The organism is Streptomyces tendae (assembly GCF_008632955.1).
Taxonomy (GTDB): domain Bacteria; phylum Actinomycetota; class Actinomycetes; order Streptomycetales; family Streptomycetaceae; genus Streptomyces.
In genome coordinates this window covers 3,689,085-3,712,386 of sequence record NZ_CP043959.1, presented here as the reverse complement: position 1 = coordinate 3,712,386, position 23,302 = coordinate 3,689,085, and the positions used below count along the sequence as shown (strand labels likewise).

The 23,302-nt window shown below is 73.4% G+C and carries 20 protein-coding genes and 3 pseudogenes; 6 read left to right on the top strand and 17 right to left on the bottom strand.

Translation table 11 applies throughout. The features are described from left to right. Positions 1-236: 236 nt before the first annotated feature. A complete protein-coding gene (locus F3L20_RS16975) occupies positions 237-2,636 on the top strand; it encodes a SpoIIE family protein phosphatase (protein ID WP_240810667.1) in 2,400 nt (799 codons plus the stop codon). Positions 2,637-2,663: 27 nt separating this feature from the next. Here F3L20_RS16975 and F3L20_RS16970 read toward each other — a convergent pair whose 3' ends face one another. The 8 genes and pseudogenes from F3L20_RS16970 to F3L20_RS34000 all read right to left on the bottom strand — a co-directional run bounded on the left by F3L20_RS16970 (position 2,664) and on the right by F3L20_RS34000 (position 9,932). Continuing rightward, a complete protein-coding gene (locus F3L20_RS16970) occupies positions 2,664-3,293 on the bottom strand; it encodes a peptidoglycan-binding domain-containing protein (protein ID WP_150155106.1) in 630 nt (209 codons plus the stop codon). A 75-nt stretch (positions 3,294-3,368) separates the two neighbouring features. After that, a pseudogene (locus F3L20_RS16965) lies at positions 3,369-4,211 on the bottom strand (hypothetical protein). 111 nt (positions 4,212-4,322) lie between these two features. Further along, positions 4,323-4,897 (bottom strand): annotated as a pseudogene (locus F3L20_RS16960) (dihydrofolate reductase family protein). A gap of 93 nt (positions 4,898-4,990) precedes the next feature. Continuing rightward, the gene (locus tag F3L20_RS16955; protein ID WP_346768015.1) at positions 4,991-6,034 is read right to left on the bottom strand and encodes an endonuclease/exonuclease/phosphatase family protein; all 1,044 of its coding nucleotides are present in this window, start codon (positions 6,032-6,034) and stop codon (positions 4,991-4,993) included. Between the two features lie 6 nt (positions 6,035-6,040). Continuing rightward, entirely contained in the window at positions 6,041-6,805 is a 765-nt protein-coding gene (locus tag F3L20_RS16950) for a D-alanyl-D-alanine carboxypeptidase family protein (protein ID WP_346768014.1), read from the bottom strand. A 561-nt stretch (positions 6,806-7,366) separates the two neighbouring features. After that, on the bottom strand, positions 7,367-8,614 hold the full coding sequence (locus tag F3L20_RS16945) for a sensor histidine kinase (protein WP_150155105.1): 1,248 nt from the start codon (positions 8,612-8,614) through the stop codon (positions 7,367-7,369). 15 nt (positions 8,615-8,629) lie between these two features. Beyond that, positions 8,630-9,328: a two-component system response regulator CseB gene (cseB, locus tag F3L20_RS16940; RefSeq protein WP_145824615.1), complete on the bottom strand. Its 699-nt coding sequence runs from the start codon at positions 9,326-9,328 to the stop codon at positions 8,630-8,632. Positions 9,329-9,764: 436 nt separating this feature from the next. Continuing rightward, entirely contained in the window at positions 9,765-9,932 is a 168-nt protein-coding gene (locus tag F3L20_RS34000) for a hypothetical protein (protein ID WP_167534540.1), read from the bottom strand. A 240-nt stretch (positions 9,933-10,172) separates the two neighbouring features. Here F3L20_RS34000 and F3L20_RS16935 point away from each other — a divergent pair, with 240 nt between their 5' ends. Further along, on the top strand, positions 10,173-10,586 hold the full coding sequence (locus F3L20_RS16935) for a Zn-ribbon domain-containing OB-fold protein (protein ID WP_150155104.1): 414 nt from the start codon (positions 10,173-10,175) through the stop codon (positions 10,584-10,586). A 40-nt stretch (positions 10,587-10,626) separates the two neighbouring features. On the opposite strand, the gene F3L20_RS16930 is transcribed toward F3L20_RS16935, so the two are convergent. Beyond that, on the bottom strand, positions 10,627-11,007 hold the full coding sequence (locus F3L20_RS16930) for a PPOX class F420-dependent oxidoreductase (protein ID WP_150155103.1): 381 nt from the start codon (positions 11,005-11,007) through the stop codon (positions 10,627-10,629). 145 nt (positions 11,008-11,152) lie between these two features. On the opposite strand from F3L20_RS16930, the gene F3L20_RS16925 reads away from it, so the two are divergent. After that, positions 11,153-11,620 carry a GNAT family N-acetyltransferase gene (locus F3L20_RS16925; RefSeq protein ID WP_150155102.1) on the top strand — a complete coding sequence of 156 codons (468 nt, stop codon included), beginning with the start codon at positions 11,153-11,155 and terminating at the stop codon, positions 11,618-11,620. Between the two features lie 200 nt (positions 11,621-11,820). On the opposite strand, the gene F3L20_RS16920 is transcribed toward F3L20_RS16925, so the two are convergent. Both F3L20_RS16920 and F3L20_RS16915 read right to left on the bottom strand, forming a co-directional pair. Continuing rightward, the gene (locus tag F3L20_RS16920) at positions 11,821-12,552 is read right to left on the bottom strand and encodes a class I SAM-dependent methyltransferase (RefSeq protein ID WP_150155101.1); all 732 of its coding nucleotides are present in this window, start codon (positions 12,550-12,552) and stop codon (positions 11,821-11,823) included. Next, positions 12,545-13,744, bottom strand: a complete 1,200-nt coding sequence (locus F3L20_RS16915) for a MalY/PatB family protein (RefSeq protein ID WP_150155100.1) — start codon at positions 13,742-13,744, stop codon at positions 12,545-12,547. The genes F3L20_RS16920 and F3L20_RS16915 overlap by 8 nt, the downstream gene beginning before the upstream one ends. Positions 13,745-13,768: 24 nt before the next feature. On the opposite strand from F3L20_RS16915, the gene F3L20_RS16910 reads away from it, so the two are divergent. Beyond that, a complete protein-coding gene (locus F3L20_RS16910) occupies positions 13,769-14,833 on the top strand; it encodes a hypothetical protein (RefSeq protein ID WP_240810666.1) in 1,065 nt (354 codons plus the stop codon). Positions 14,834-14,930: 97 nt separating this feature from the next. After that, positions 14,931-16,316, top strand: a complete 1,386-nt coding sequence (locus F3L20_RS16905) for a S1 family peptidase (RefSeq protein WP_167534539.1) — start codon at positions 14,931-14,933, stop codon at positions 16,314-16,316. 56 nt (positions 16,317-16,372) lie between these two features. Here F3L20_RS16905 and F3L20_RS16900 read toward each other — a convergent pair whose 3' ends face one another. The 6 genes and pseudogenes from F3L20_RS16900 to F3L20_RS16875 all read right to left on the bottom strand — a co-directional run bounded on the left by F3L20_RS16900 (position 16,373) and on the right by F3L20_RS16875 (position 21,289). Further along, entirely contained in the window at positions 16,373-16,558 is a 186-nt protein-coding gene (locus F3L20_RS16900) for a hypothetical protein (RefSeq protein ID WP_145824623.1), read from the bottom strand. A gap of 153 nt (positions 16,559-16,711) precedes the next feature. Then, positions 16,712-17,407 (bottom strand): L,D-transpeptidase family protein, encoded by a 696-nt coding sequence (locus F3L20_RS16895; RefSeq protein ID WP_150155099.1) that lies wholly within the window; start codon positions 17,405-17,407, stop codon positions 16,712-16,714. 187 nt (positions 17,408-17,594) lie between these two features. After that, positions 17,595-18,390: pseudogene (locus F3L20_RS16890) on the bottom strand (SDR family NAD(P)-dependent oxidoreductase). Between the two features lie 65 nt (positions 18,391-18,455). Continuing rightward, positions 18,456-19,370 (bottom strand): SDR family oxidoreductase, encoded by a 915-nt coding sequence (locus F3L20_RS16885; protein WP_150155098.1) that lies wholly within the window; start codon positions 19,368-19,370, stop codon positions 18,456-18,458. 204 nt (positions 19,371-19,574) lie between these two features. Then, positions 19,575-20,204 (bottom strand): MBL fold metallo-hydrolase, encoded by a 630-nt coding sequence (locus tag F3L20_RS16880; protein WP_150155097.1) that lies wholly within the window; start codon positions 20,202-20,204, stop codon positions 19,575-19,577. Beyond that, on the bottom strand, positions 20,204-21,289 hold the full coding sequence (locus F3L20_RS16875) for an S-(hydroxymethyl)mycothiol dehydrogenase (protein ID WP_150155096.1): 1,086 nt from the start codon (positions 21,287-21,289) through the stop codon (positions 20,204-20,206). Before F3L20_RS16875 ends, F3L20_RS16880 begins: the two co-directional genes overlap by 1 nt. 143 nt (positions 21,290-21,432) lie before the next feature. Here F3L20_RS16875 and F3L20_RS16870 point away from each other — a divergent pair, with 143 nt between their 5' ends. Beyond that, positions 21,433-23,187: an ABC transporter ATP-binding protein gene (locus tag F3L20_RS16870; RefSeq protein ID WP_150155095.1), complete on the top strand. Its 1,755-nt coding sequence runs from the start codon at positions 21,433-21,435 to the stop codon at positions 23,185-23,187. The last annotated feature ends 115 nt before the right edge of the window (positions 23,188-23,302 follow it).

Below are 23,302 nucleotides of genomic sequence, written 5' to 3'. Positions count from 1 at the left end.
CCCCCCATGCAGGGCCGTCTTCTTCGCGCGGTCGGTCCTGCGTGCGCCGCGTGTGCGCCGCGAGGGCCGGTGCGAGCACCGTGCGCGCCGCCCGAGGTGGGGCTGCTGGGGTTCATGGGGCCGGAGGCTCACGCACGTGGCCCCGCGTCCGGACGGGGCGCCGTGATCGGACGGTGCCGGGAATCCGTAGGAACAAGCCGGTCAACGAACCGGTGCAGGTGTGCAATGCTCGGGACGTGAAGAGCGATCGCCTTGCCCCGGTCGAGCCCGGAACGGTCCCGGACCTGGTCGAACTGGCCAGGGTCGTCGCCCAGCAGCGCGCGGAGATGGACCGGCTGCGCGAGCGGGCCGCCACGACGGTCGTCGTGGAGCGCGCCAAGGGCGTTGTGATGGCTCTCACGGGCTGTACCGCCGACGCCGCGGAGGAGACCCTGCACGGGCGTGCCAAGGCCGCCCGCCGCACCCTGCTGGAGGAGTGCTGGATCACCTCGGCGGGCGGACGCCCGCCCGGTCCAGCACCGGCGCGACCACCGCCGGCCCCGACTCCGGCAACGAGGACGCGGCGGCCGCAGCGCCCGTGGACGCCCCGGCACCCCTCCCGCGCCCGACGACGTCGCCGACGCCCTGGCCCGCCTCGGCCGCGCCTGGTCCACGTGGACACGCACCAGACCCTCGCCCGGTGCCTGCTGGACCACCTCGCCCCGGAGCTGGACGCGGACTCGGTGCTGATCTACGCCCGGCGGCCCGGAGGCGGCCTGGAACTGGTCGGGCACGCCGGCGTCGACGAAGGGCTGGCCGCCCGATGGCGTCAGGTCCCGCCGTTCAGCGGGGTCGCCGTGCTGGACGCCCTGCGCTCCGGTGAACCGTGCTGGCTGGAGAACTTCGCCGAGGACAGCACGCGGTACCTGCTGATCGGCGAGCCGCCCGAGCGCTGGCAGTCCCGGGTCTGGCTGCCGCTGTCCGACGGCGACGACTCCGACCTGTGCATCGGGGTGCTGCGCGGACGCCCCGGCGTCTTCTCCCCGCGCGACCGCACGCACCTGCACGCGATGATCCGGCTCTGCGCCGGCCGCCTGCGCACCTTCACCGCCCCGTCGGAGGCGGCCGCCGACACGCACACGGACGCGGTCCAGGCCCTGTTCGCGGCCCTGCCCGTCCCGGCGATGCTGCTCACCCCGCTGAGCGGAGCGTCCGGCGACGTCGAGGACTTCCGCGTCGACGCCGCGACGGCCCAGGCCGCCGATCTCCTGGGCAGCCCCTCGGGCGAACCGACCGGACGGCGGCTGCGGGAGGTGCGGCCCGACCTGACCGACCTGCCGATGTGGCAGGGCTGCCTGGACACCCTGGCCGGCGGCGGGCCGTACGAGAGCGAGCCGTTCGCGCACCAGGAGACCGTGGACGGCGTCCTGGAACTGGCCACCTATTCGGTGCGGGTGTCGCGCCTGGAGGACGCGCTGGTCGTCACCTGGGTCCGCCACGCCTCCTCGGACCGGCAGGAGCAGCGGCTGGCCGAGCTGCAGCGGCTGGGCAACCTCGGCTGGGCCAACTGGAACCTCTCCACGGACGAGGCGTCCTGGTCGGCGCAGGTCTTCACGATCCTGGACCGGGACCCGGCGGACGGGCCGGTACGGCTCGTCGACGTCCCCGCGCTCGCGCTGTCCGACGACCGGCCCTCGCTGGATGCGGCCGTCAAGGCACTGCTGCGCGAGGGGCAGCCGTTCGACGCCTCGTTCCGGGTCCGCGGCGGACGCGACGTACGGCATCTGCGGCTCGTCACCGAGGTGGTGGCGGACTCCCACGGCACGCCCGTCGAGGTGCACGGGGTGGTGCAGGACCTGACCGCGCGACGGCGGGCCGAGCTCGCCCTGGTGGAGAGCGAGCGGGCGATCCTCACCCAGCACGACGTGCTGCAGTCCGAGCGGGTCCTGGTGGCGCGGCTGCAGAACGCCCTGCTGCCGCTGCCCGACAAGGTGGTGAACCTGGCGGGGCTGCGCGTCGAGGTCGCCTACCTGCCCGCGCAGGCCGGCATCCATGTCGGCGGCGACTGGTTCAGCGCCGTCGAACTGCCCGACGGGGACGCCCTCTTCGTCGTCGGGGACGTCGCGGGCCACGGCGTGGACGCCGTCGCCACCATGGCGCAACTGCGGTTCACGGCGAAGGGCATGGTCAGCACCGGCTCGTCACTGACCGGCGCGCTGGCCCGGCTCAACACACTGCTGCTGCACTCCCGGGACGCCCACGGCACCGCGACGATGGCCCTCGCCCGCTACCACGCGGCGGACCGGCGCCTGGTCTGGGCGCAGGCGGGCCACACGCCGCCGCTGCTGCTGCGCGGGGGCGAGGCGACGTATCTGCCGCGCCCCCCGGGCATGCTGCTCGGCGCCGCCAACGCCCCGTACTTCGAGGAGAGCGAGTACCTCCTCGAACCGGGCGACCGGCTGCTGCTGTACACGGACGGTCTGGTCGAGCGTCCGCCGGAGAACATCGACGTGGGCCTGGCCCGCCTCGCGGACGCCGCGATCACCCACCCCGCCGACGGCGCCGGCGCCCTCGGGACGCTGCTGGCCGCGATGCTGGAGGGGGAACGCCGGGACGACGTGTGCGTCCTGGACATCCGCGTACCGCAGGACTCCTAGCCCGCTTCGGGGACACCGCCCGGGAGGTCATGGGCCGCCCGTGTGGGTCTCCAGGGCCCGGCGGGTGTCGTCGCCGTAGACGCCGGTCTCGTCGCCGCGGACGCCGTACCAGAGCTGGAAGCGGGCGACCGCCTCGGTGAGGGTGGTGTCGTAGCGCCCGTCCGTGGTGCCGTCGCGGTAGACGTCCGGGACACGCAGCAGCCGCTCCTGGAGGGTGACCACCTCGGGTCCCGTGTCGCCCTCGCGGAGGAAGCCCGCCTCGGCCGGGGCAGGCGGGGCGGTCGTCGCCGGGGCGCCGGTCGTGGGGGCCGTCGCCGGGGCGGCCGGTGCCGCTTTGTCGTCGCGCGGGGGCTCGGTGAACAGGAGCGCGCCGCCGAAGCCGGCCAGCGCGGCGACGGCCACCACGAGGGCCGGTGCGGCACGGCGCAACCGGGACGGGCGGGGAGGGGCCGGCGCAGGGCCGGGGGGCACCGGCGGGAGTTCGCGGGTGATCTCCTCGGACCCCTCCGGCGGCGGAGGGGACGCCACCTCCTCGTCGTCGCCCCGCTCGATGTCCCGGAACAGCTCCGCGAGGGCGTCGGTGCGGCGCGGTCGCAGCACGCGGACGGGTTCGAGGGGTGGTCCGTCAGAGGGCTCGGGCCCCTGCGCTGTCGTCACGTCGCTCTCCTTCCGTACCGGACGGGGGAGTCGATCCGTCTACGGCATGAGGTACGTGCCAGGGGCCCCGCCGGTTCAGCCCCGTGAGCCGGCGGCCTCGCGCAGGAAGTCACGCAGGGAGGCCGACATCGCGGCGACGAACGCGTCGCGCCGCGCGTCGTCGAGGGCGTCGAGGGAGAGGTACGGGTTGAGGTCCTCCAGCTCGACCAGCAGCAGTTCCCCGCCGGGCGCGCGACAGGCGTCGACCCGCTGGATGCCGTGGTCGAGGGTGTTCCACTCGATGAAGCGGCGGGCGAAGTCCAGGTCGTCCGCGGTCGGCCGGTACGGTTCGAGGCGCCAGCGCCGCGCGGGGTCGGGGGCGTGGAGGGCGTACTGGAAGGAGTGGTCGACGAAGTAGAAGGAGACCTCGTACACGAAGTCGATGTACGGCTGCACCAGGACGTCGCCGTCGGCCGGGGCGGCCACCTCGCCGGCCGGGACGACGCGCAGTCCGTGGGAGTCGGCACCGAGCCGGGGCTTGACGACGTACCGCTCGGCGCGGGGCAGCCGGTGCAGGTCTCCGGCCGGCGGACGGTGGGGATCACCGGGAAGCCGGCCTCGGTGAGGTCCAGCAGGTACTGCTTGCCCGCCATGTCCCCGCGTCCGGTGAGCGGGTTGTAGACCGGGGTGCCCGTCGCGACGGCGTGCGCGCGGAACGCCTCGTAGGCGTCCAGGTACCCCAGCACCGGCCCGCTGTTGCGCACCACGACGCCGTCGAACCCGCCCATCAGGGCGACGGCGTCCCGGGATGACACAGGGCGAGGTCCAGGTCCGCGCGCAGCCGGGAGGTGAGGAAGATGTCCTCGTCGCAGTAACGCCGCCCACGGGCCGGTAGGCCAGGTCGGTGACGTACAGGATCCGCGGGCGGACGGACGGCATGGGGGCTCCTCGGGGCGACGTGGCTCGCGCATGAGAATGGCACGGACGTGCGACTCATCATGACGGCCGTCGGCCGCCCTCGATCACCGGAGGCCCTGCGGCGGGCGGTGTTCAGTGCACGGTGGGGCGGTAGACGCATTCCTGGATGCGGTTGTCCAGGGTGCGGCACTCGATCAGTTCCAGGTCGAAGTCGGCCGCGCCCTCGAAGATCCGGTTCAGGCCGGTGCGGCCGGTGATCACCGGGAAGATCGTCACCTGGAGGCGGTCGACCAGGCCGGCCTCCATCAGGGCCCGGTTCATCGACAGGCTTCCGTGCGAGCGCAGCGGCACGTCGGACTCCTCCTTGAGGCGGGCCACGACGTCGACGGCGTCGCCTTGACCACCGTGGCGTCCGGCCAGTCGAGCGGCTCCTGGAGGGTGTTCGACACCACCGTCGCCGGCAGGGCGCGCATCCGGGTGACCCAGGGGTCGCGTACGTCCGACTCCTCGGTGCTCGTGGCCAGCATCTGGGCGAAGGCCCGGTAGGTGTGGGCGCCCATGACCATCCGCTGCTCCCCCGCGTACTGGGCGAGGCGGTGGTCGAGCAGTTCGGGGCCCTGTTTGCCCCAGTATCCGGTCCAGTCGCCCCCGGCGCCCCCGTATCCGTCGAGGCTGGAGAAGACGTCGAAGGTGTAGGTGGCGGTCATGGCGGGCTCCTCGGGGGTGTGCGTCGGCGTGAGGGCGACGGCGGACGGGCGGGGTGCCGGTCACACAGGGAGGACTCCGCCCGCGTGCGAAGCTCATCGCCTCGTCCGCCACCGTTCCTCAGGTGTTCCGCCCGCGCACGTCAGAGGGCGATCCGCGCCGCCACCGGGAGGTGGTCGCTGCGGGTCGCGGGACGAGGATCTGGTCGATCCAGGTGAGCCGAAGGTGGCGCCGCGACGTCCCCCGACGAGGATCTGGTCGATCCGGACCACCGGGAAACCGGACGGCCAGGTGAAGCCGAACCCCGCGCCCGACGTGGCCTGCGCGGAGGCGAAACGGGAGGTCAGAGGACGCAGCGCCCGGTCGTCGGCGGAGCCGTTGAAGTCGCCCAGCACCACCGCCCGGGGGGCGTCCTCCGCCCGGATGAAGCCGGTCAGCCGGGCGAGCGCCGCGTCACGGGCGCCCGTGGTGAATCCGGCCGCGGGGCTCACCCGCACCGACGGCAGGTGCGCCACGTACACGGCCAGCGGCCCCCGGGGTGTCTCGGCCGTGGCGCGCAGGGCGCGGGACCAGGGCATGATCGGCAGGCTGCGCGCGTCGTGCAGGGGGAAGACGCTCCAGATGCCGACCGTTCCCTGGAAGAAGTGGTAGCGGTAGGCGGGCGCCAGGGTGCGTTCGTAGACGGGTGCCGTCCCTGGGCTCAGCTCCTCGAGGGCCAGGATGTCCGCGTGTGCCGCGGCCAGTTGGCGAGCGGTGCCCTCCGGGTCGGGGTTGTCCTGGTTGACGTTGTGGCTGACGACCGTGAGGTCGCCGCCGCCGGCGGACTTGTCGGTGAGCGTGCTGCCGAAGGCCGTCAGCCACAGGACGAGCGGCAGGGCCACGGCGGCTAGGGCCGTACGGGAGCGGCGGACCAGGGCAGAGACGAGCAGCAGGGGGAGCGTGAGGGCCGTCCAGGGGAGCAGGGTGTCGGCCAGGCTGCCCAGGTGTCCGGGGCTGTCGGGCAGCAGACCGGGGCAGGCGAGGAGCGCGGCGAGGAGGACGGCGCAGGCGGTCGTCAGCGCGCCTCGGCGACGCCGTCTCCGGGGCGGCCGGGGCTCGGCCGTCGTCATGGGCCGGTCCGGGGCCGGGGTGATGGTCATCGCCGTTCAGCCCTCCGTCCGTACCGGCAGCAGCCGGCCGCGGAGGCCGTCGATCAGGGCGTGGGCGGCCTCCAGGGCGGCTGCCAGTCCCTCGCTCGGGGTGGTGTCCGCCCGCTGGTGCAGCACCGCGCCGAGGAGGAGGCGGGTGCGGTCGCCGGTGTGGATCTCCGACGCCCACAGGAGGTTGCCGCCCGCCGGAGTGCTGGAGCCGGTTTTGAGGCCGACGACGCCCGACGTACCGAGCAGCGTGTTGCTGTTGCTCACCCGGCCGACCCCGGGGACGGTGGCCTCGCGGGACGCGACGATGTCGCGCAGGACGGGGTTCCGCATCGCCCGGCGGGCCAGCTTCAGCTGGTCGGCGGCGGTGCTGATGGTCGTCACCTCGATGCCGCTGGCGCCCGTGTAGGTGGTGTCGTGCATGCCCAGCTCGTCCGCGGCGCGCTGCATCTTCCGCACGAACGCCTCCTGGCTCCCGGCGTCCCAGCGCGCCAGCAGGCGGGCGATGTTGTTCGCCGAGGGGAGCAGCAGCAGTTCCAGCAGGTCACGCTGGGTGTGGCGGTCGCCGGCCGTGACGACGGCGGTGGACTCGTCGCCCACGCCGGCCTCGTACGCGGCCTCCCGGTCCACCTCGATCCGGGGTCCCTCCTCACCGGGCCGCAGCGGGTGGCCGGTGAGGACGACGTAGGCGGTCATCACCTTGGTGAGGCTGGCGATCGGTACGGGCCGCTGCGCGCCGCGCGTCACCACCGGGCCGGTGCCCTCCAGGGCCACGGCGGTCTGGCCCTCCTCCGGCCACCGGACACCGTCGTCGTCGGCGATCTCCCCGAGGCCGCCCTTCGGCCACGCGGGGCGGTGTCCCGCCCGGCGGAGCCGCCCGCCCCGCTGAGTCCGGCCGGGAACACGGCGAACAGGACGACCAGTGCCGTCAGGCCGGTCATGACGAGCAGCGTGCCCCTCGTGCGGTGGCGAGGGACGGGGAACAGGGACATGCGGGGTGCCACCTCCGGGCTGACGTACGGCGGGTACGGCAGCAAGGCTGCGGGGGTGGTGCGTCCGGAGGACGGGCGGCGGAGCACCGGAGGCGCTCGGTGACACGTCAGTCGTGTATCAACGGCGGGCGGCACTCATCGGGGGGCGTATGGCCTCGCCTGCCGGTCGCCGGGTGGGCGCGGCAAGCGAGGCCATACGTGGGGGGAAAGCGACCGACACGCGACGGCCATCCCCGGGAGGGGAGGCGACCGACACGCGACGGCCATCCCCGGGGGGAAGCGACCGGCAGGCGGGCGTCCGGGGGTGCGACCCGCAGGCGGCGGGCCACGCGCTGCGGGTTGGTCACCGGCCGGGTGGCGTGGCCCCGTCCGGCAGGTGCAGTTCCGCCACCGCTCCCCCGTCCACCGGGTGGTTGCGGAGGTCGAGCCGGGCGCCGATGACCTTCGCCTGGCCCCGGGCGATCGTCAGGCCCAGCCCGTGTCCCCGGCCGCGCTGCTCCGCTCCCGTGCGGAACCGCTGCGGGCCGTGGGCCAGGAGGTCCGCCGGGAAGCCGGGGCCGTGGTCGCGCACCGTGACCGTCAGGCCGGAGACCGTGATCTCCACGGGTCCGGCGCCGTGCCGGTGGGCGTTGACCACCAGGTTGGTGACGATGCGGTCCAGCCGGCGCGGGTCCGTCTCGGCGGCCGGCGCGCCGGTCGCGGTGACCGTCGCCGGGAGGCCGGTCCGGGCCACCGACTCCTCGACCAGGTCGGCGAGGGCCACCCGCCGGGGCTGGACGTGTTCGACGCCCGCGTCGAGGCGGGAGATCTCCAGCAGGTCCTCGACGAGGTCGCGCAGCACCCGCACCCGGTCCCGCACCAGCTCCGTCGCCTCTCCCTCGGGGAGGAGGCCGGCCGAGGTGACCAGGCCCATCAGCGGGGTGCGCAGTTCGTGGGCGACGTCGGCGGTGAACCGCTGCTCGCTGACGATGCGCTCGCGCAGGCTGTCGGCCATGGAGTCGACCGTCGCCGCGATCCCGGTGATCTCGTCGCCGCCCCGCCGGCCCATCCCGGTGCGCGCCTCCAGGTCGCCCGCCGTGATGCGGCGTGCCGTGCGGGCCACCCGGCGCAGCCGCCTGGCCGGCAGCTCCGTGGCGAGTGCCGTCGCCGGGATGACGACGGCGAGGGTGACCAGCGAGTACTTCCACAGGTGCCGGTCCAGGGCCTGCCGGGTGAGCAGGTCCGCGGTCATGTCGGTCTTGAGGGCGTAGAGCTGCCCGTCCTTGCGTTCGGCGGCCCAGTAGGCGGGCGCGGGCGGCCCGTCCTCGTAGAGGGTGCCGCTGCCGTGCCGCTCGACCTGGCGCAGCAGGGACTCCGGGAGCTCGCCAGGGGTCGCCAGGGGCGGTGCCTGGCCGGTGCGGCGGGCGTCCTGTTCCGCTCGGTGGAGCTGGTCGGCGGCCCTGAGGGCTCCCTCGTGCATCGACCGGGCCAGCGTCGACTCGTGCACCAGCACCCCGACGGTGAGGGCCATGGTGGCGCAGGCGACGCTCACCAACAGGATGATCTTCCAGTGCAGGGAGCGCAGGTTGAGCAGCGCCCGTACGATCGGCATGTCCGGCTCTCCGGGTCAGCGGCGCAGTTTGTAGCCGAAACCGCGGACGGTCTCGATGCGGTCGGCGCCGATCTTCTTGCGCAGCCGTTGCACGCACAGGTCGACGACCCGGGAGTCGCCGTCCCAGCCGTAGTCCCACACGTTGCGCAGCAGGGTCTGCCGGTCCAGCACGATGCCGGGGTGCTCGGCGAACTCCAGGAGCAGCCGCAGCTCGGTCGGGGCGAGCTCGACCTGCGCGCCGTCCCGGTACACCTCCAGTGCGGCGGGGTCGATGGCCAGGTCGCCGAAGACGAGCCGGTCCGGTGTGCCGGGCGGGCCGCCCGCCGGCGCGGGCGTGAAGGTGGCGCGGCGCAGCAGGGAGCGGATACGGGCCACGAGGACCGCGGTGTCGACGGGCTTGACGACGTAGTCGTCGGCGCCCGCCTCAAGGCCGGACACCACGTCGAGGGAGTCGCCGCGCGCCGACATCATCAGGATGGGTGCGGTGCTGGTCTCCCTGATCCGGCGGCACAGGCCGATGCCGTCCAGACCGGGCAGCATCACGTCGAGGAGCAGCAGGTCGTGGTGGCCCTCCCGGAACAGTTCCAGCCCGCCGAGCCCGTCGGCGGCCGTGACCACGTGGTAGCCGTAGCGCTCCAGGGCCAGGGCGACGGACCGGCGGATCACCTCGTCGTCCTCGACAAGCAGGACGGTGACGGCTGGGGTCTCAGGCATGTGCTTCCAACGGGGCGTCGCGGGGTGGGTAAGGGCGGCAGGCAGGCCGGGGCCGGGTTCGGGGCCGGGGACCGGTACTCCATGATGCCTCGCCGCGCCGGTGATCCTGATGCCGTCGGAGGTGGGGTAAGCCTCACGAACGCCCGGCCGAGCTGGGAGGACGCGGGGCGGATGCACAGCCGATACACAGCCGTGCGGTCGCCCGACACACAGTCGCCGCACAGCTGCCGCACACCCGAGCCGTCACCGACACCTCGGCGTCCCGGAGGGTGGCCGAAGTGCGGGGCCCGCGTGCGGCCATCCTTCCGTCCAGTTCCTGCTCGGCTGCTCCCGTCGACTCCTGCGGCCTGACGGAGAACACCGCGACCCGGGCCTGCGACTGACGACACCGGGGGCCCGGCGCCGTGCGTGCGCCGGGCCCCCGGTCGGGGTCACGTCAGCGTCTGCGGGGCCGGCCGGCCCCGATGCCCGCGACATGCAGGGCCAGGGCGGTCAGCCCCAGCAGCATGACGTTGACCGAGGAGAACACCTCGTTGGTTCCGATCTCTGCCGCGTTGATCAAAAAGGCGATGAAGAACAGCACCGCCGCCACTATGCCGAGCATGAACGAGCTCCTCTCGTCGGGATGTTGCCCGTATGCCCGGCCATCGCGGACCCAGACCCGTCACATGCCGCGAGGCTTCGAAAGCCGCCCTCGCTCCGCACAAGAGGGTACTGAGTGCCTTTACTCGTGGCACTCAGTGCCATAATCTGTGGCTGTGCGCGGTGGCACGGCCACCGGGCAGGCGCGTGCCCGGGCGACCGAGCGCGTGGAAGTCCGGCCGAGTGCAGGGAGTTGACCAGCGTGTACCACTTCTCAGGGAACGTCGCTCAGCAGGCAGCCGGTTCCGCTACGCGCCTGCTCGAACCGCGGGGCACGGACCAGGACGCCATGCTCTTCCAGCGTTGCACCTGGTGCGGCACGGCGATGTACCACCGGTTGCTGTGCCCGGTCTGTCAGGGCAGCGACCTGCGGACGGAGCGTAGCGAGGGCCTCGGCACCGTGCGCCACTCGACGGTGCTGCACCGCAACACCCCGGCGGCACGCAATGTGTCACTGATCGAGATGGCCGAGGGGTTCGTGGTGCGCGGGCGGGTCATGGGCCCGCCCATCGGCATCCACAGCGGCGACCGGGTGCGGCTGTCGACGGCGGAGGACCCGGTGCGCGGCGAGCCGGTGTTCCAGCTCGTGGACGAGCCGCTGCGGGCCTGGACCTGACACGGCCCTCCTGACTCAACTGCCGTGCGCCGGGCGCGAGTCAGAGGGTGACGCGGATGCCCACCGTACCGCTCGCACCGCGGCGCAGACGGCTGCCCAGCAGCGTCAGCCGCCCCATCACGCCGTACTTGCGGGCGATCAGCTCCCGGTAGCGCGCCGTGGTGTCCGCGTCGCAGACCTCAGCGGTGGCCGGTACCTGGTCACCGGTCGGGTTGCCGCGTACGTCGCACGGCCCCACGAGGACGTCACCGCGGGCACGGACGCGCTTCACCTTCCAGGAGTCGGCGGCGGTCCACACCCCGAGCGCGTCGCCGTCGCGCACCACCCACACCGGTGTGGCGACGGGCGTGCCGTTCTTCCGGAAGCTGGTGAGCAGGAGGTACTTCCCCGCCCCGAGCCGGTCCCGCAACGCGTCGTCCATGCCCCGAGTGTAGGCCCGTTCGCGCCCGTACCGCCGGGAGTCGCCCCGCACCGTGACCGGAAGCGATCGCAGGACTCCGCGGGCGGAGGCGGGCGGCGGGAAATCGGGATGCGGTGCGAGGGGTGGTCTGCGACAGTCTCGCGCTGTGAACAGTGATGATGTCGTTCTTCGCCGTGCCGGCCGTACGGACGCACTCGGCGCGGCCGACGTCTGGCTGCGTTCCTTCGCCGCCGCCCTGCCGTCGGTGCGCCGCGCGCATGACGACGCCGAGGTACGGGCCTGGTTCCCGCACGTGGTCGTGCCCCGTCACGAGACCTGGGTGGCGCTCGTGGACAACGGTGTGGTGGGGGTCCTCGTGCTGGAGGGAGGAGAACTGGAGCAGCTCTACCTCGAACCGTCGTGGCGCGGGCGGGGGTTGGGCGACCGTTTCATGGCCCTGGCCAAGCGGCGGCGGCCGGACGGGCTGTCGCTGTGGACCTTCCAGGTCAACGAACCGGCCCGGCGCTTCTACGAACGGCACGGCTTCCTCGCGGTCGAGCACACGGACGGCTCGGGCAACGAGGAGCGCGAGCCGGACGTCCGTTACGTCTGGCGACCCCGGCACTCCGGCTGAGCCGTGACCGCCGTACACATGACCTGTCACCTCCGGTACCGCTGCGCCACCGCCGTGAAGGCGGCCTTGGGTTCCCATTCCATGTCGGCGTAGGTCTGCCCGCGGCGCCCTTCGAGGAGTTTCACGATGCCCAGGCCGGCCCACCCGGTGAGTCCGCCGGCCGCGCGGGACCGGCCGCTCCTTCGCAGGAGGCCGGGACCCTAGCCCTCCGGCCGGCGCGCGACGAACACGAACTCGCGGCCCGGACGGTCAGGGGCGTCCCGTACGTCCTCCAGGACGTAGCCGTGGTCGGCGAGGTCCGCCTCGACCTCCTCGCGTTCACGGAACCGCAGGATCGAGTCCGAGGTCAGGACCGCTCCGTCCGACGCGAACACGAACGTCGTGCGGAACGACACCAAGGGGCCGTCCACGTCGGTCACTTCGTGCCAGCTCTCGACCCCGCCGACACCCGGCACGTCGGCGTGGGCGTAGGAATGCTCGCGGGTCCAGCGTTCCCACGCGCGCCGGGCCGGGTCGCGGGTCTCGAAGACGAGGTGACCGCCGGGCCGCAGTGCCGCCCGGGCGCCGCGCAGGGTGGCGTGCCAGGTGCCCGGGTCCGCGATCGCCTGGGCGACGTTCGCCGTCATGGTGGCGAGGTCGGCCCGGAGCGGCGGCAGGTCCGTCGCATCGCCCTCGATCCAGCGGACCCGCGCGGCGCCCGGCTTGGCGCGGGCGACGTCGAGGGACGCGGCGGCGGGGTCGACGCCCACGACGCCCAGGCCGTGGTCCGCGAGGAGCAGGGCGAACACCCCCGTGCCGCAGCCGATGTCCAGCACCTGGCGCGCTCCGAACTCCCGGGCGATGCGCAGATAGGGCGCGAGGTCGCCGCGGTCGGCGTCGAGCGGGTCGTAGAGGGCCGCGAGCCGGGGGTGGGCGAAGCAGTCGTCAGCCACGGGCGCCGCCCGCCGCCCGCGCGGCTTCGGCCATCCGCCGTACCGCCTCCGTGAGCACCTCGGGCGAAGTGGCGAGGTTCAGCCGGGCGTGGCCCGCGCCGCCGGTACCGAAGGGCAGCCCGCCGGTGAGCGCCACCCGGCCGTGTGCGAGGAACGCCGCGGCGGGATCGTCGCCCAGGCCGAGGTCGCGGCAGTCGAGCCAGGCGAGGTAGGTGCCGTCGCCCGGCCGGTACCGGACGGCCGGCACGTGTTCGGCCAGGAGGCCGGTGAGCAGCCTGCGGTTGGCGTCGAGACCGGCGAGCAGGGCGTCCAGCCAGGCGGTGCCGTCCCGCAGGGCGGCGGTGTGGGCGAGGATGCCGACATGGCTCGGTCCGTGGCCGACGATCTCGGGCATCCGCGCCAGTTCGTCGCCCGCCCCGGGTCCGGCGACGGCGAGGGCCGCCTTCAGTCCGGCCAGGTTCCACGCCTTGGACGCCGACATCAGCGACAGCCCCCGCTCGCCGCCGGGCACGCTCAGGTACGGCACGAAGCGGGCGTCACCGAGCACCAGGGGCGCATGGATCTCGTCGGCGACGACGCGCACCCCGTACCGCTCGGCGAACGCCGCCACCGCCGTGAGCTCGTCGGCGGTGTGCACGGTGCCGGTCGGGTTGTGCGGGCTGCACAGCAGGTAGGCGGCCCGACCACCGCCGGCCGTCACCTCCCGGAAGGTGTCCTCCAGGACGTCGAGGTCGAGCCGTGCGTCCGCGCCGAGCGGGGCCTCGGCCACCCGGCGCTCCGCGTGCCGCACGAAGTCGAAGAAGGGCGGGTAGACGGGCGGGTTCACCACGACCGCGTCGCCCTGTCCGGTGACCAGCCGCAGCATCTCGACCACGCCCAGCATCACGTCGGGCACGATCGCGGTGCGCTCCACGGCGAGCTCGGGCCAGTCCCAGCGCTTGCCCGCGAAGGCGGCCAGCGCCTCGGCGTAGGCGGTGCCCGCGGGATACCCGGTGTCGCCGGTCCGCATCGCCTCCGTGACCGCTCGTACGACCGGTTCGGCCACGGGCACGTCCATCTCGGCCACCCACACGGGCAGGACGTCCTCGGGATGGGTCCGCCACTTCATGCTGGTGCGGCGGCGCAGCTGATCCAGGGAAAGCGCCGTGAGGGGATTCGGTTCACCGGACGTGTCGTGCGGGATCCTGGTCATGAAACACACGATAGGGGGCGTGGTGTGGACCCACATCAGCATTTCCGGGCGCCGCCCGGAGACGGTGACGGGACAGTCCTGGAGATCGCCTGCGACGAGTCGGGGTCGGACGGCGAGAACCTGACCGGCGGGAACACCGACGTGTTCGCGCACGCCGGTGTGCACGTCCCCGTCCCCGTCGCGGCCGGCGCGCTGCGGGAGATCCGCGAGCGGATCCGCTCACCGGCGTCCGAGTACAAGGCGACCCATCTGCTGCGGGAGAAGCACCGGGCGGTGCTGGAGTGGCTGCTCGCGCCCGGCGGTCCGCTGCACGGGGCGGCGCGGGTGCACCTCACCGAGAAGTCGTTCTTCGTGGTGGACCGGCTGGCCGCCGTGCTGCTGGAGGACCCGGGCGCCGCGGCGGAGCTGTTCCGTACGGGGCGTGAGGCGCTCGAGGCGCAGGGGTGGCAGCGGTTCCTGTCCGTGGCCAACCGGCTGCTGCGCAGCCGTAACGGCGCGGAGCCGGGGTCCTCCGTGCCGCTGTTCTTCGAGACGCTCGACGACCTGTGCCGGGCCTACGCCGGTACGGCGGCCGCGCCGGTGCTGGCTCGGCTGACGGCGGGGCGCGAGCGGGCCGAGGCCTACCGGGCGGAGCTGCTCGGCGGCCCGGCGGCGCGCATCCCCGTCCTCAACCCGCTGCTCCCGGCGATCGTCGCCACGGCCGCGTACTGGAGCGGGCCCGGGCACCGTCCGGTGCGGCTGGTGCACGACCGGCAGAACCTGCTGACGCCCGAGCGCATCGCCTGGATCGAGGACACCGCCCGGCGCTCCGGTGTCGCACTGCGGGAGGTGCGGCTGGTCGTCGCGCGGGACGATCCGCGGGTGCAGCTGGCGGACTTCCTCGCCGGGATCGCCCGGAAGGCGGCCGGTGAAGCCGCTCGAGGCCTCGGCGACCCGCGGCTCGTCCCGCTGCTGCGTCCCTACGTGGACCCGGCGTCGGTGTGGGGGACGCCCGCAGCGCGGCCGTGCTGGGCCTCGCGCGCCCCGACTCCTCGGCGCGTACGGCCGGTTGAGCGCGAGGCCGCGCACATCGACATGCGTCCGGACTGAACGCGGGGGGCCCCGGGGCCGTATGGACGAGGGGCACTCGGCTCGGAGGAGGCCCCGCGGTGCGCCGCACCGCGCTGTCGAGGTTCTGGAGCCATGCATGAGGCACGCACGACGACGGGTGGTCCGGCGAGTGACACGGCTGGCGGCCGTCGGCGGACTCCTGCTGGGCGCCACGATGGTCACGCGGGCCGTGGCCAGTGAGCCGGGCACGCCCGACGCCGTCCCGTTCTCCACCGCGTCGCCCGCCGACAAGGCCGCCGCCGGACCGGGCGCGGCCCTGGTCCAGCGGCTCGGCACGTCCCGTACGGCGGGCAGCTGGATCGGGTCGGACGGCAGGACGGTGGTCGCGGTCACCGACGAGGACGCGGCGGCCGAGGTGCGGGCTGCGGGCGCCGAGCCGAAGATGGTGCGCCACAGCATGGACGACTTCGACTCCGCGACGAGGACGCTGAGTTCGGCGCGGCGCGTGCCCGGCACCGCCTGGCTCAAGGACTACCGGACCAACCAGGTGGTGGTGCGCGGCGACACCACGGTGACCGCGGACGACTGGTCGGCGCTGACCGACGTCGCGGACGGCATCGGGGACTTCGTGCGGATGGAGCGGGTCCGGGGCGCCTTCACCACCCGCCTCAACGGGGCCCTGCCGATCCTGTCGACGGCCGGGCGCTGTTCGGCCGGGTTCAACGTGACCGACGGGGAGAAGGACTTCATCCTCACGGCCGGTCACTGCGGCCCGCAGGGGTCGGTGTGGTTCGCCGACAACGGGGGCCGGCAGGCGGTCGGCACGACCGTCGGGCGCAGTTTCCCGGGGGACGACTACTCGCTGATCGCGTACGCCGGCGGCACGGCGGGCGCCGACCCCGGTGTGGTCGCGGTGGGCGGCGGCAAGGGGGTGCGGATCACCGGGGTGGCCGACCCGACCGTGGGGCAGCGGATCTTCCGCAGCGGCAGCACCAGCGGGCTGCGCGACGGGGAGGTGACCGCGCTCGACGTGACGGTGAACTACCCGGAGGGCACGGTCGGCGGGCTGATCGAGTCGGACGTGTGCGCGGAGCCGGGTGACAGTGGCGGGCCGATGTTCTCGGAGGGTGTCGCGCTCGGCGTCACGTCCGGTGGCAGCGGCGACTGCCGCGCGGGCGGTACGACGTACTTCCAGCCGCTGACGAAGGCGCTGACCGACCTGGACGTGCGGCTGATCGTGGCGCCCCAGGAGGGCGGGGGCGCGGCGGACCCCTCTCCCGCGCCGTCGCAGGCGCAGGGGGTGGCGGCGCCGGACTCCGCCTCGCCGGGGTCGTCGGCCCCGGTACGGGACATCCTGCCGGATCCGTCGACGCTGCTGTCGCGGCTGGCCGACCCGCGGAACGTGGGGCCGGGGCTGCTGGTGATGGGCGGGAGCCTGGTCGCGCTGGTGGCGTCCCGCTGGATCAGGGCCGAGCAGGACCGCAAGGCGTACCGGCGGCAGTACTCGGCGATGTGGGGCTGAGAGGTGGGAAGGGCACCCGTGCGCTCACGGGTGCCCGATCGTGATACCGAGGACGGTCAGGCTGCCGTGGCCGCCTGCGGGAGGGCCGAGGCCCACTCCTCGACCAGGCGCTGGTACTCCTCGCGCTGTTCGACGCTGAGTGTCCCGCCCGACCGGAGCCACAGGGCCCGGATCTCCTCGTTGACCTCGGCAGCCGATCGCTCGGAGGAAGGTTCAACACTGGTGGACATACCGTGAAGCATACGGCCCCGGAGGTGAAGGCGCTGTGAGTAATCGCACGCCCATCGGGCATTTCGGACAGTGTTGCTGATCACGTCCATCTGGCAAGCAACGTGGGCGAGTTCACACCCGACGCGCCGCGTGGCGCCCGGCCGCGGGCCGGGCGCCGGGGGACCTCAGGTGCCCGGCTTGCGGCCGTACACGTAGACGTCGTCGCCCTTCTTCAGCAGCGACCAGTACCTCACGGCCGCGGTCTTGGTCATGTTGACGCAGCCGTGCGAGCCGGGCGGGTTCCACATGCTGACACCCACGGAGTGGAAGGCCTGCCCGCCGTCGAAGAACTGGCTGTACGGCATCGGCACGTCGTAGATGGTCGAGACGTGGTTCTTGTTCCGCCAGTAGACCTTCTTCAGGCCGGTGCGGGTCTCGTACCCGTTGCGTCCGGTGCGGACCGGCACGGGGCCGTAGACCAGCTTCTTGCCGTCCTGGATCCAGCTGAGCTGGAGGGACAGGTTGACGCAGGCGATACGCCCCTTGTTGGTGGGGCACTTGCCGGCCTTGTTCGGGTTCTTGCCGACGGCCTTCTGCTTGTTCATCAGATCCATGACGCCCCAGGTCACGGGGCCCGCGTATCCGATGTTCGGCCGGATGCCGTGCTTGTTCTGGAAGGCACGGATCGCCTTGCAGTCGGTAGCGGACTGCTTGCCGTCGACCGGGCGGCCGAGGAACTTCTCGACCTTCTTCTGGTACGGCCCCGCCGAGGTGGTGCAACTCGCGGCCTGAGCCGGCGACGCGCCGAGCACGAGCGTGAGCGGGGCCACCAGTGCGGTGACCCCCAGGGCGACGACACCCCGTCTACGTATGTCCCCCATGGTCCGTTTCGCCTTTCCCGCGAAGGTGTGCGCTGGCCCGCGCACAGTCTGCCAGTATGTAGAACGCGCTGCCAGGTAGACGGCTTGGAGGAAATTCGGTTGTACGCGCAACCGGACCGTTATGTCCGGCGCTCCGGGCACTTCGCCGTGAGCCGCCTCACGCCTAACGACCCGCTTGCACGGCCCGTCACCTCCCGGGGTGGTCCACCGCCCGGTGGAAGCCGTGGTTGACGGCCGTGATGCCGCCGTCCACGACCAGGGTGGTGCCGGTGATCCAGGACGCGTCACGGGAGGCGAGGAACGTGACGGCGGCGGCGATGTCCTCCGGCTCGCCGACCCGGCCCAGGGGTAGAGCTTCGAGATCGCCGCCATGTCGTCGTCCCGGCCCGCCAGGCGCGGGTACGGACCGTCCCGGGCGCCACCAGGTTGACCCGGACGCCCCGGGGTCCCGCGTGACCGGCGAGGGTGCGGGTGAGGGAGAGCAGACCCGCCTTGGCGGCGCTGTAGGCGTGGTTGCCGAAGTCCTGCAGCCCGTTGACCGAGCCGACGGTGACGATCGCGCCCCGGCCGGACGCCTCCAGGTGTGCCAGGGCGGCGCGGCAGCACCGGTAGGCGCCGGTGAGGGTGACGTCCAGGTCCACGGCCCACTCCTCCTCCGGCTCGTCCTCGAAGCGGGGCGCGTCCGGGGTGCAGTGCGCGGCGTTGTTCACCAGCACGTCGAGCGAACCGAAGCGGCGGACGGCGTGGGCCACGGCCGCCTCGACGGACGCCCGGTCGGACACGTCGCAGGCGACGGCCTGCACCGTCAGTCCGCGTCCGCGCAGCTCCGCCGCCGTGTGCTGGCCCGCTTCCGGGTCGGCGTCGGCGATCAGGACGCCCGCTCCCTCCTCGGCGAACCGCGTGGCGGTGGCGGCGCCGATGCCGCGTGCCGCCCCGGTGATGAGAACCCCGTACCCCGCGAAGCGTCCTGTGTCCGTCGTCATGGGGTGAAGGTAGCCGCTCCTACGATCACCACGGCAAGCCCTTTTCGCACCGCCCGCCCCGGATTTCAGCGGTAGCCGGTGACGTCCGCCGGGCGGCCCGGGTCCTGCACCTCCACCAGGTACCGCCAGGCGTCGGGGCGGCTGCCGTCGAGGTCGGTGAAGCCGTACTCCTGGGCGACGCCGCCGCTGGAGAGGGAGGTGCCGTTGAAGCGGGCCACCTCCGGGTCGGCGGCGAGCGCGGCGACGGCGCGGCCCACGTAGCGCGGTGTCTCGGAGATGGCGAAGTGCGGCACCTTCTCCAGCGCGTCGCGCCAGTTGTCCTCCCGCACGCCGAAGTGCTCGAGCATGATCTCCGAGCGCAGCCAGCCCGGGGTGAGGGCGACGGCGGTCGCGCCACGCGGGCCGAGTTCGTGGCCGAGGGCGAACGCCATGCGGAGCACCGAGGACTTGGCCAGGTCGTAGAAGAACGACACCCGGTAGTGGTCGCGGTTGTACTCGGCGGTGCCGTCGGTGACCTCGACGACCAGTCCGCCGGGGCGGCGCAGCAGCAGCGGCAGCGCGTGATGGCTGGTGATCGCGTGGGTCTCCACCGCGAGGCGCAGCAGCCGCAGGCCCTTGTCGAGGTCGTGCTCCCAGACGGGGGCCTCCCACGCGAAGAGCGTCTCGCCGCCCCAGATGTCGTTGACGAGGACGTCGAGCCGGCCCTGTTCGGCGGCGATCCGGTCGACGAGCGCCTTCACCTGCGCCGGTTCCAGGTGGTCGGTGGGTACGGCGATACCCCGGCCGCCGGCCTCGGTGACCAGATCGGCGGTGTCCTCGATCGTCTCGGGACGGTCGTACTCGGAGCGGCGGGCGCGGGTGCTGCGGCCCGTGACGTACACCGTGGCACCCGCCGCGCCGAGTTCCACGGCGATGCCCCGTCCGGCTCCCCGGGTCGCCCCGGCCACCAGCGCCACCTTGTCCCGCAACGGCTGTGTCATGTGTTCCCGGCCTTCCGTTCCCTGTGTCTCGTCCGTCGACGACGAGCCTGACGGGTAAGCCGGACATCCTCTGTCTCCTTTTCGCCGAGGATCACCCGGGGCGCCGACGGGTTCACCCGGACGCGCCCGCGCGGCCGTGCGGGGGGCGCGCGCCGACGCGTCACGCGCCCGGACGCCGGTGCGTCCGGGCGCGTGGCCTCCCGGTCAGTGGCCGCGGGCGATCCACTCCTCCAGGTGCGGGGCCTCGGCGCCGATGGTGGTCGGATCGCCGTGGCCGGTGAGGACCTTCGTCTCGGGCGGCAGGGTCAGCAGCCGGTCCCGGATCGAGTCGATGATCGTCGGGAAGTGCGAGAAGGAGCGGCCGGTGGCGCCCGGGCCGCCCTGGAAGAGGGTGTCGCCCGTGAACACGGCGGCGAGCCCCGGGTCGTACAGGCAGACCGCGCCGGGTGCGTGTCCCGGGGTGTGCAGCACGGTGAGGTCGGCGCCGCCGGCCTCGATCACCTGCTCGTCGGCGAGCCAGGCGTCGGGGTCGCGGTCCGGGTGGGTCTGCTTCCACAGGTGCAGGTCGTCGGGGTGCAGCCAGATCGTGGCGCCGGTGCGGTCGGCGAGGGCGGGGGCGGCGTCGATGTGGTCGTTGTGGGCGTGGGTGCACACGATGGCGGTCAGGCGCCGGTCGCCCAGGGCCTCGACGATGGCGTCGGCGTCGTGGGCCGCGTCGATGACGACGGCCTCGTGGTCGTCGCCGACGATCCAGACGTTGTTGTCGACGTCCCAGGTGCCGCCGTCGAGGCTGAACTGGCCGGAGGTGACGAGTCGTTCGATGCGGGCGGTCATCACAGCACCACCACCGAACGCAGCACGTCGCCGCGGTGCATCCGCTCGAACGCCTTCTCCACCTCGTCCAGGGCGATGGTCTCGGTGACGAACGCGCCGAGGTCCAGGCGGCCCTGGAGGTGGAGGTCGATCAGCATCGGGAAGTCCCGGGAGGGCAGACAGTCGCCGTACCAGGAGGACTTGAGGGAGCCGCCGCGGCCGAAGACGTCGAGCAGCGGCAGTTCGATCTTCATCTCGGGGGTGGGCACGCCGACCAGGACGACCGTGCCGGCCAGGTCGCGGGCGTAGAAGGCCTGCTGGTAGGTCTCGGGGCGGCCGACGGCCTCGATGACGACGTCGGCGCCGAACCCGCCGGTGAGTTCCCGGATCGCCTCCACCGGGTCCGTCTGACGGGAGTTGACGGTGTGGGTGGCGCCCATGGAGCGCGCGGTGTCCAGCTTGCGGTCGTCGATGTCGACGGCGATGATCTTCGCCGCGCCGGCCAGCCGGGAGCCGGCGATCGCCGCGTCCCCGACGCCGCCGCAGCCGATGACGGCGACCGAGTCGCCGCGGCCCACGTTGCCGGTGTTGATCGCGGCGCCGATGCCGGCCATCACGCCGCAGCCGAGCAGCCCGGCCACCTCCGGCGCGACGGCGGGGTCGACCTTGGTGCACTGTCCGGCGGCGACCAGCGTCTTCTCGGCGAAGGCGCCGATGCCCAGCGCCGGCGACAGCTCGGTGCCGTCGGTCAGGGTCATCTTCTGTTTGGCGTTGTGCGTGTCGAAGCAGTACCAGGGGCGTCCGCGCAGACAGGCGCGGCAGGTGCCGCACACCGCGCGCCAGTTGAGGATCACGAAGTCCCCGGGCGCCACGTCGGTGACGTCGTCACCGACCGACTCGACGACGCCTGCGGCCTCGTGGCCGAGGAGGAAGGGGAAGTCGTCGTTGATGCCGCCCTGTTTGTAATGCAGGTCCGTGTGGCACACCCCGCAGGCCTGGACGCGCACGACCGCCTCGCCGGGTCCCGGGTCGGGTACGACGATCGTCTCGATCCGTACCGGCTCGTCCTTGCCGGGTGCGATCACGCCGCGTACTTCCTGGGCCATGGTGCTGACTCCTTAGTCGGCCGGGTCCGTCTCCCCCGTCGTCTCCCGACCCTACGTGGGAATGATCGGCTCCGCCGCCCACCGTGCGGGGCGGCCGCCCGGCCGACGTAGCCTGAACATCCGTCCGACGCCGAGGGGGCCACGTGAGCATCGCAGGGGAACAGACCGGCCGGCCGGCCTGGCGACTGCTTCTCGGGTACGTACGGCCGCACCGGTGGGCGTTGCTGGGCGGTGCGGCGCTGTCCCTGGTGACCGGTGCGACGGGGCTGGTGCTGCCGCTGGTGGCCCGGGAGCTGATCGACGACCTCGCCAACGACCGGACCGTGACCGGTGCGCTGCTGCTGATGTCGGCCCTGGTGATCGCCAACGCGGTGCTGGGCGCGGTGGGTTCCTACGTGCTGCGGCGCACGGCGGAGTCGGTGGTGCTCGGGGCGCGGCGCACGCTGTCCTCGTATCTGCTGCGGCTGCGCATCGCCGCCGTGGACCGCGCCGAGCCGGGCGACCTGATGGCCCGCGTCACCTCCGACACCACGCTGCTGCGCGAGGTGACCACCGATTCGCTGATCGGTCTGGGCACCGGGGGCCTCACGCTGGTCGCCACCGTGGTGCTGATGGGCTTCGTGGACCCGGTGCTGCTGGCGGTCACCCTCGGCGTGATCGCGCTGGCGGGGACGATGCTCGGGGTGATCGTGCCCCGGATCCGGCGGGCGTCCCGGCAGGCGCAGGACGCGGTGGGCGTGATGGGGGCCTCGCTGGAGCGGGTGCTGGGCGCGCTGCGCACCGTGAAGGCGTCGGGTGCCGAGCCGCGGGAGGAGCACACGCTGCACGAGGCCGCGCGGGAGTCGTGGCGGATGAGCGTGCGGGCCGCCAAGTGGTCGGCGGCGGCGGGCAACACGGCGGGGCTCGCGATGCAGCTGGCGTTCATCACGGTGCTGGCGGTGGGCGGCGCGCGGGTGGCGACGGGAGCCATCGACATCGGGACGCTGGTGGCGTTCCTGCTGTTCGTGTTCTATCTGATGGCGCCGATCTCGCAGGTCGTCGGCGCGGTCACGCAGTACCAGGCGGGCAGCGCAGCGCTCGCCCGGATCCAGGAGGCGCTCCGGCTGCCCGCCGAACCGGACGCCCGCCCGGCCGAGTTGCCGACGCCCGGTGCCGCCCCGGCGGCCGTCGCCTTCGAGGACGTGCGGTTCCGCTACGCCGACGACCTGCCGTACGTCCACCACGGGGTGACGTTCACCGTGCCCGCGCAGGGGCTCACCGCGTTCGTCGGCCCGTCCGGCGCGGGCAAGACCACGGTGTTCTCCCTCATCGAGCGGTTCTACGACCCCGAGTCCGGCGTGATCTCCGTCGACGGGCGGAACCTGGCCGACTGGGACCTGCCGGAGCTGCGGGCCGCGATCGGGTACGTGGAGCAGGACGCGCCGGTGCTGTCGGGTTCCCTGCGGGACAACCTGCTGCTGGGCAACCCCGGGGCGGACGACGCCGCGCTGACTCGGGTGCTGAAGACCACCCGGCTCGACGGCCTGGTCTCCCGGCTGCCGGACGGCCTCGACACCCTCGTCGGACATCGCGGCACCAAGCTGTCGGGCGGTGAGCGGCAGCGGGTCGCCATCGCCCGCGCCCTGCTGCGCCGGCCCCGTCTGCTGCTGCTCGACGAGGCGACCTCGCAGCTGGACGCGGTGAACGAGGCGGCGCTGCGGGACACCGTCGCCGACGTGGCCCGCACGACCACGGTGCTGGTGGTCGCGCACCGCCTGTCCACGGTGACGGCGGCCGACCGCATCGTGGTGATGGACGCGGGCCGGGTCCGGGCCACGGGCACCCACCGGGAACTGGTCGCCTCGGACCCCCTGTACGCGGAGCTGGCCGCGACGCAGTTCCTGGCGACGGCGGGCTGACGCCTGGGGGCACGGCCCCGTCCGGCGGTGGGGCTTGCCCAAGCCCCTGGGGCGGAGGAGGCTCGTAGGAGAGGCCGTAGGGGCCCGCCGGAGTTCCGGGCCGCGGCCTCGGAGG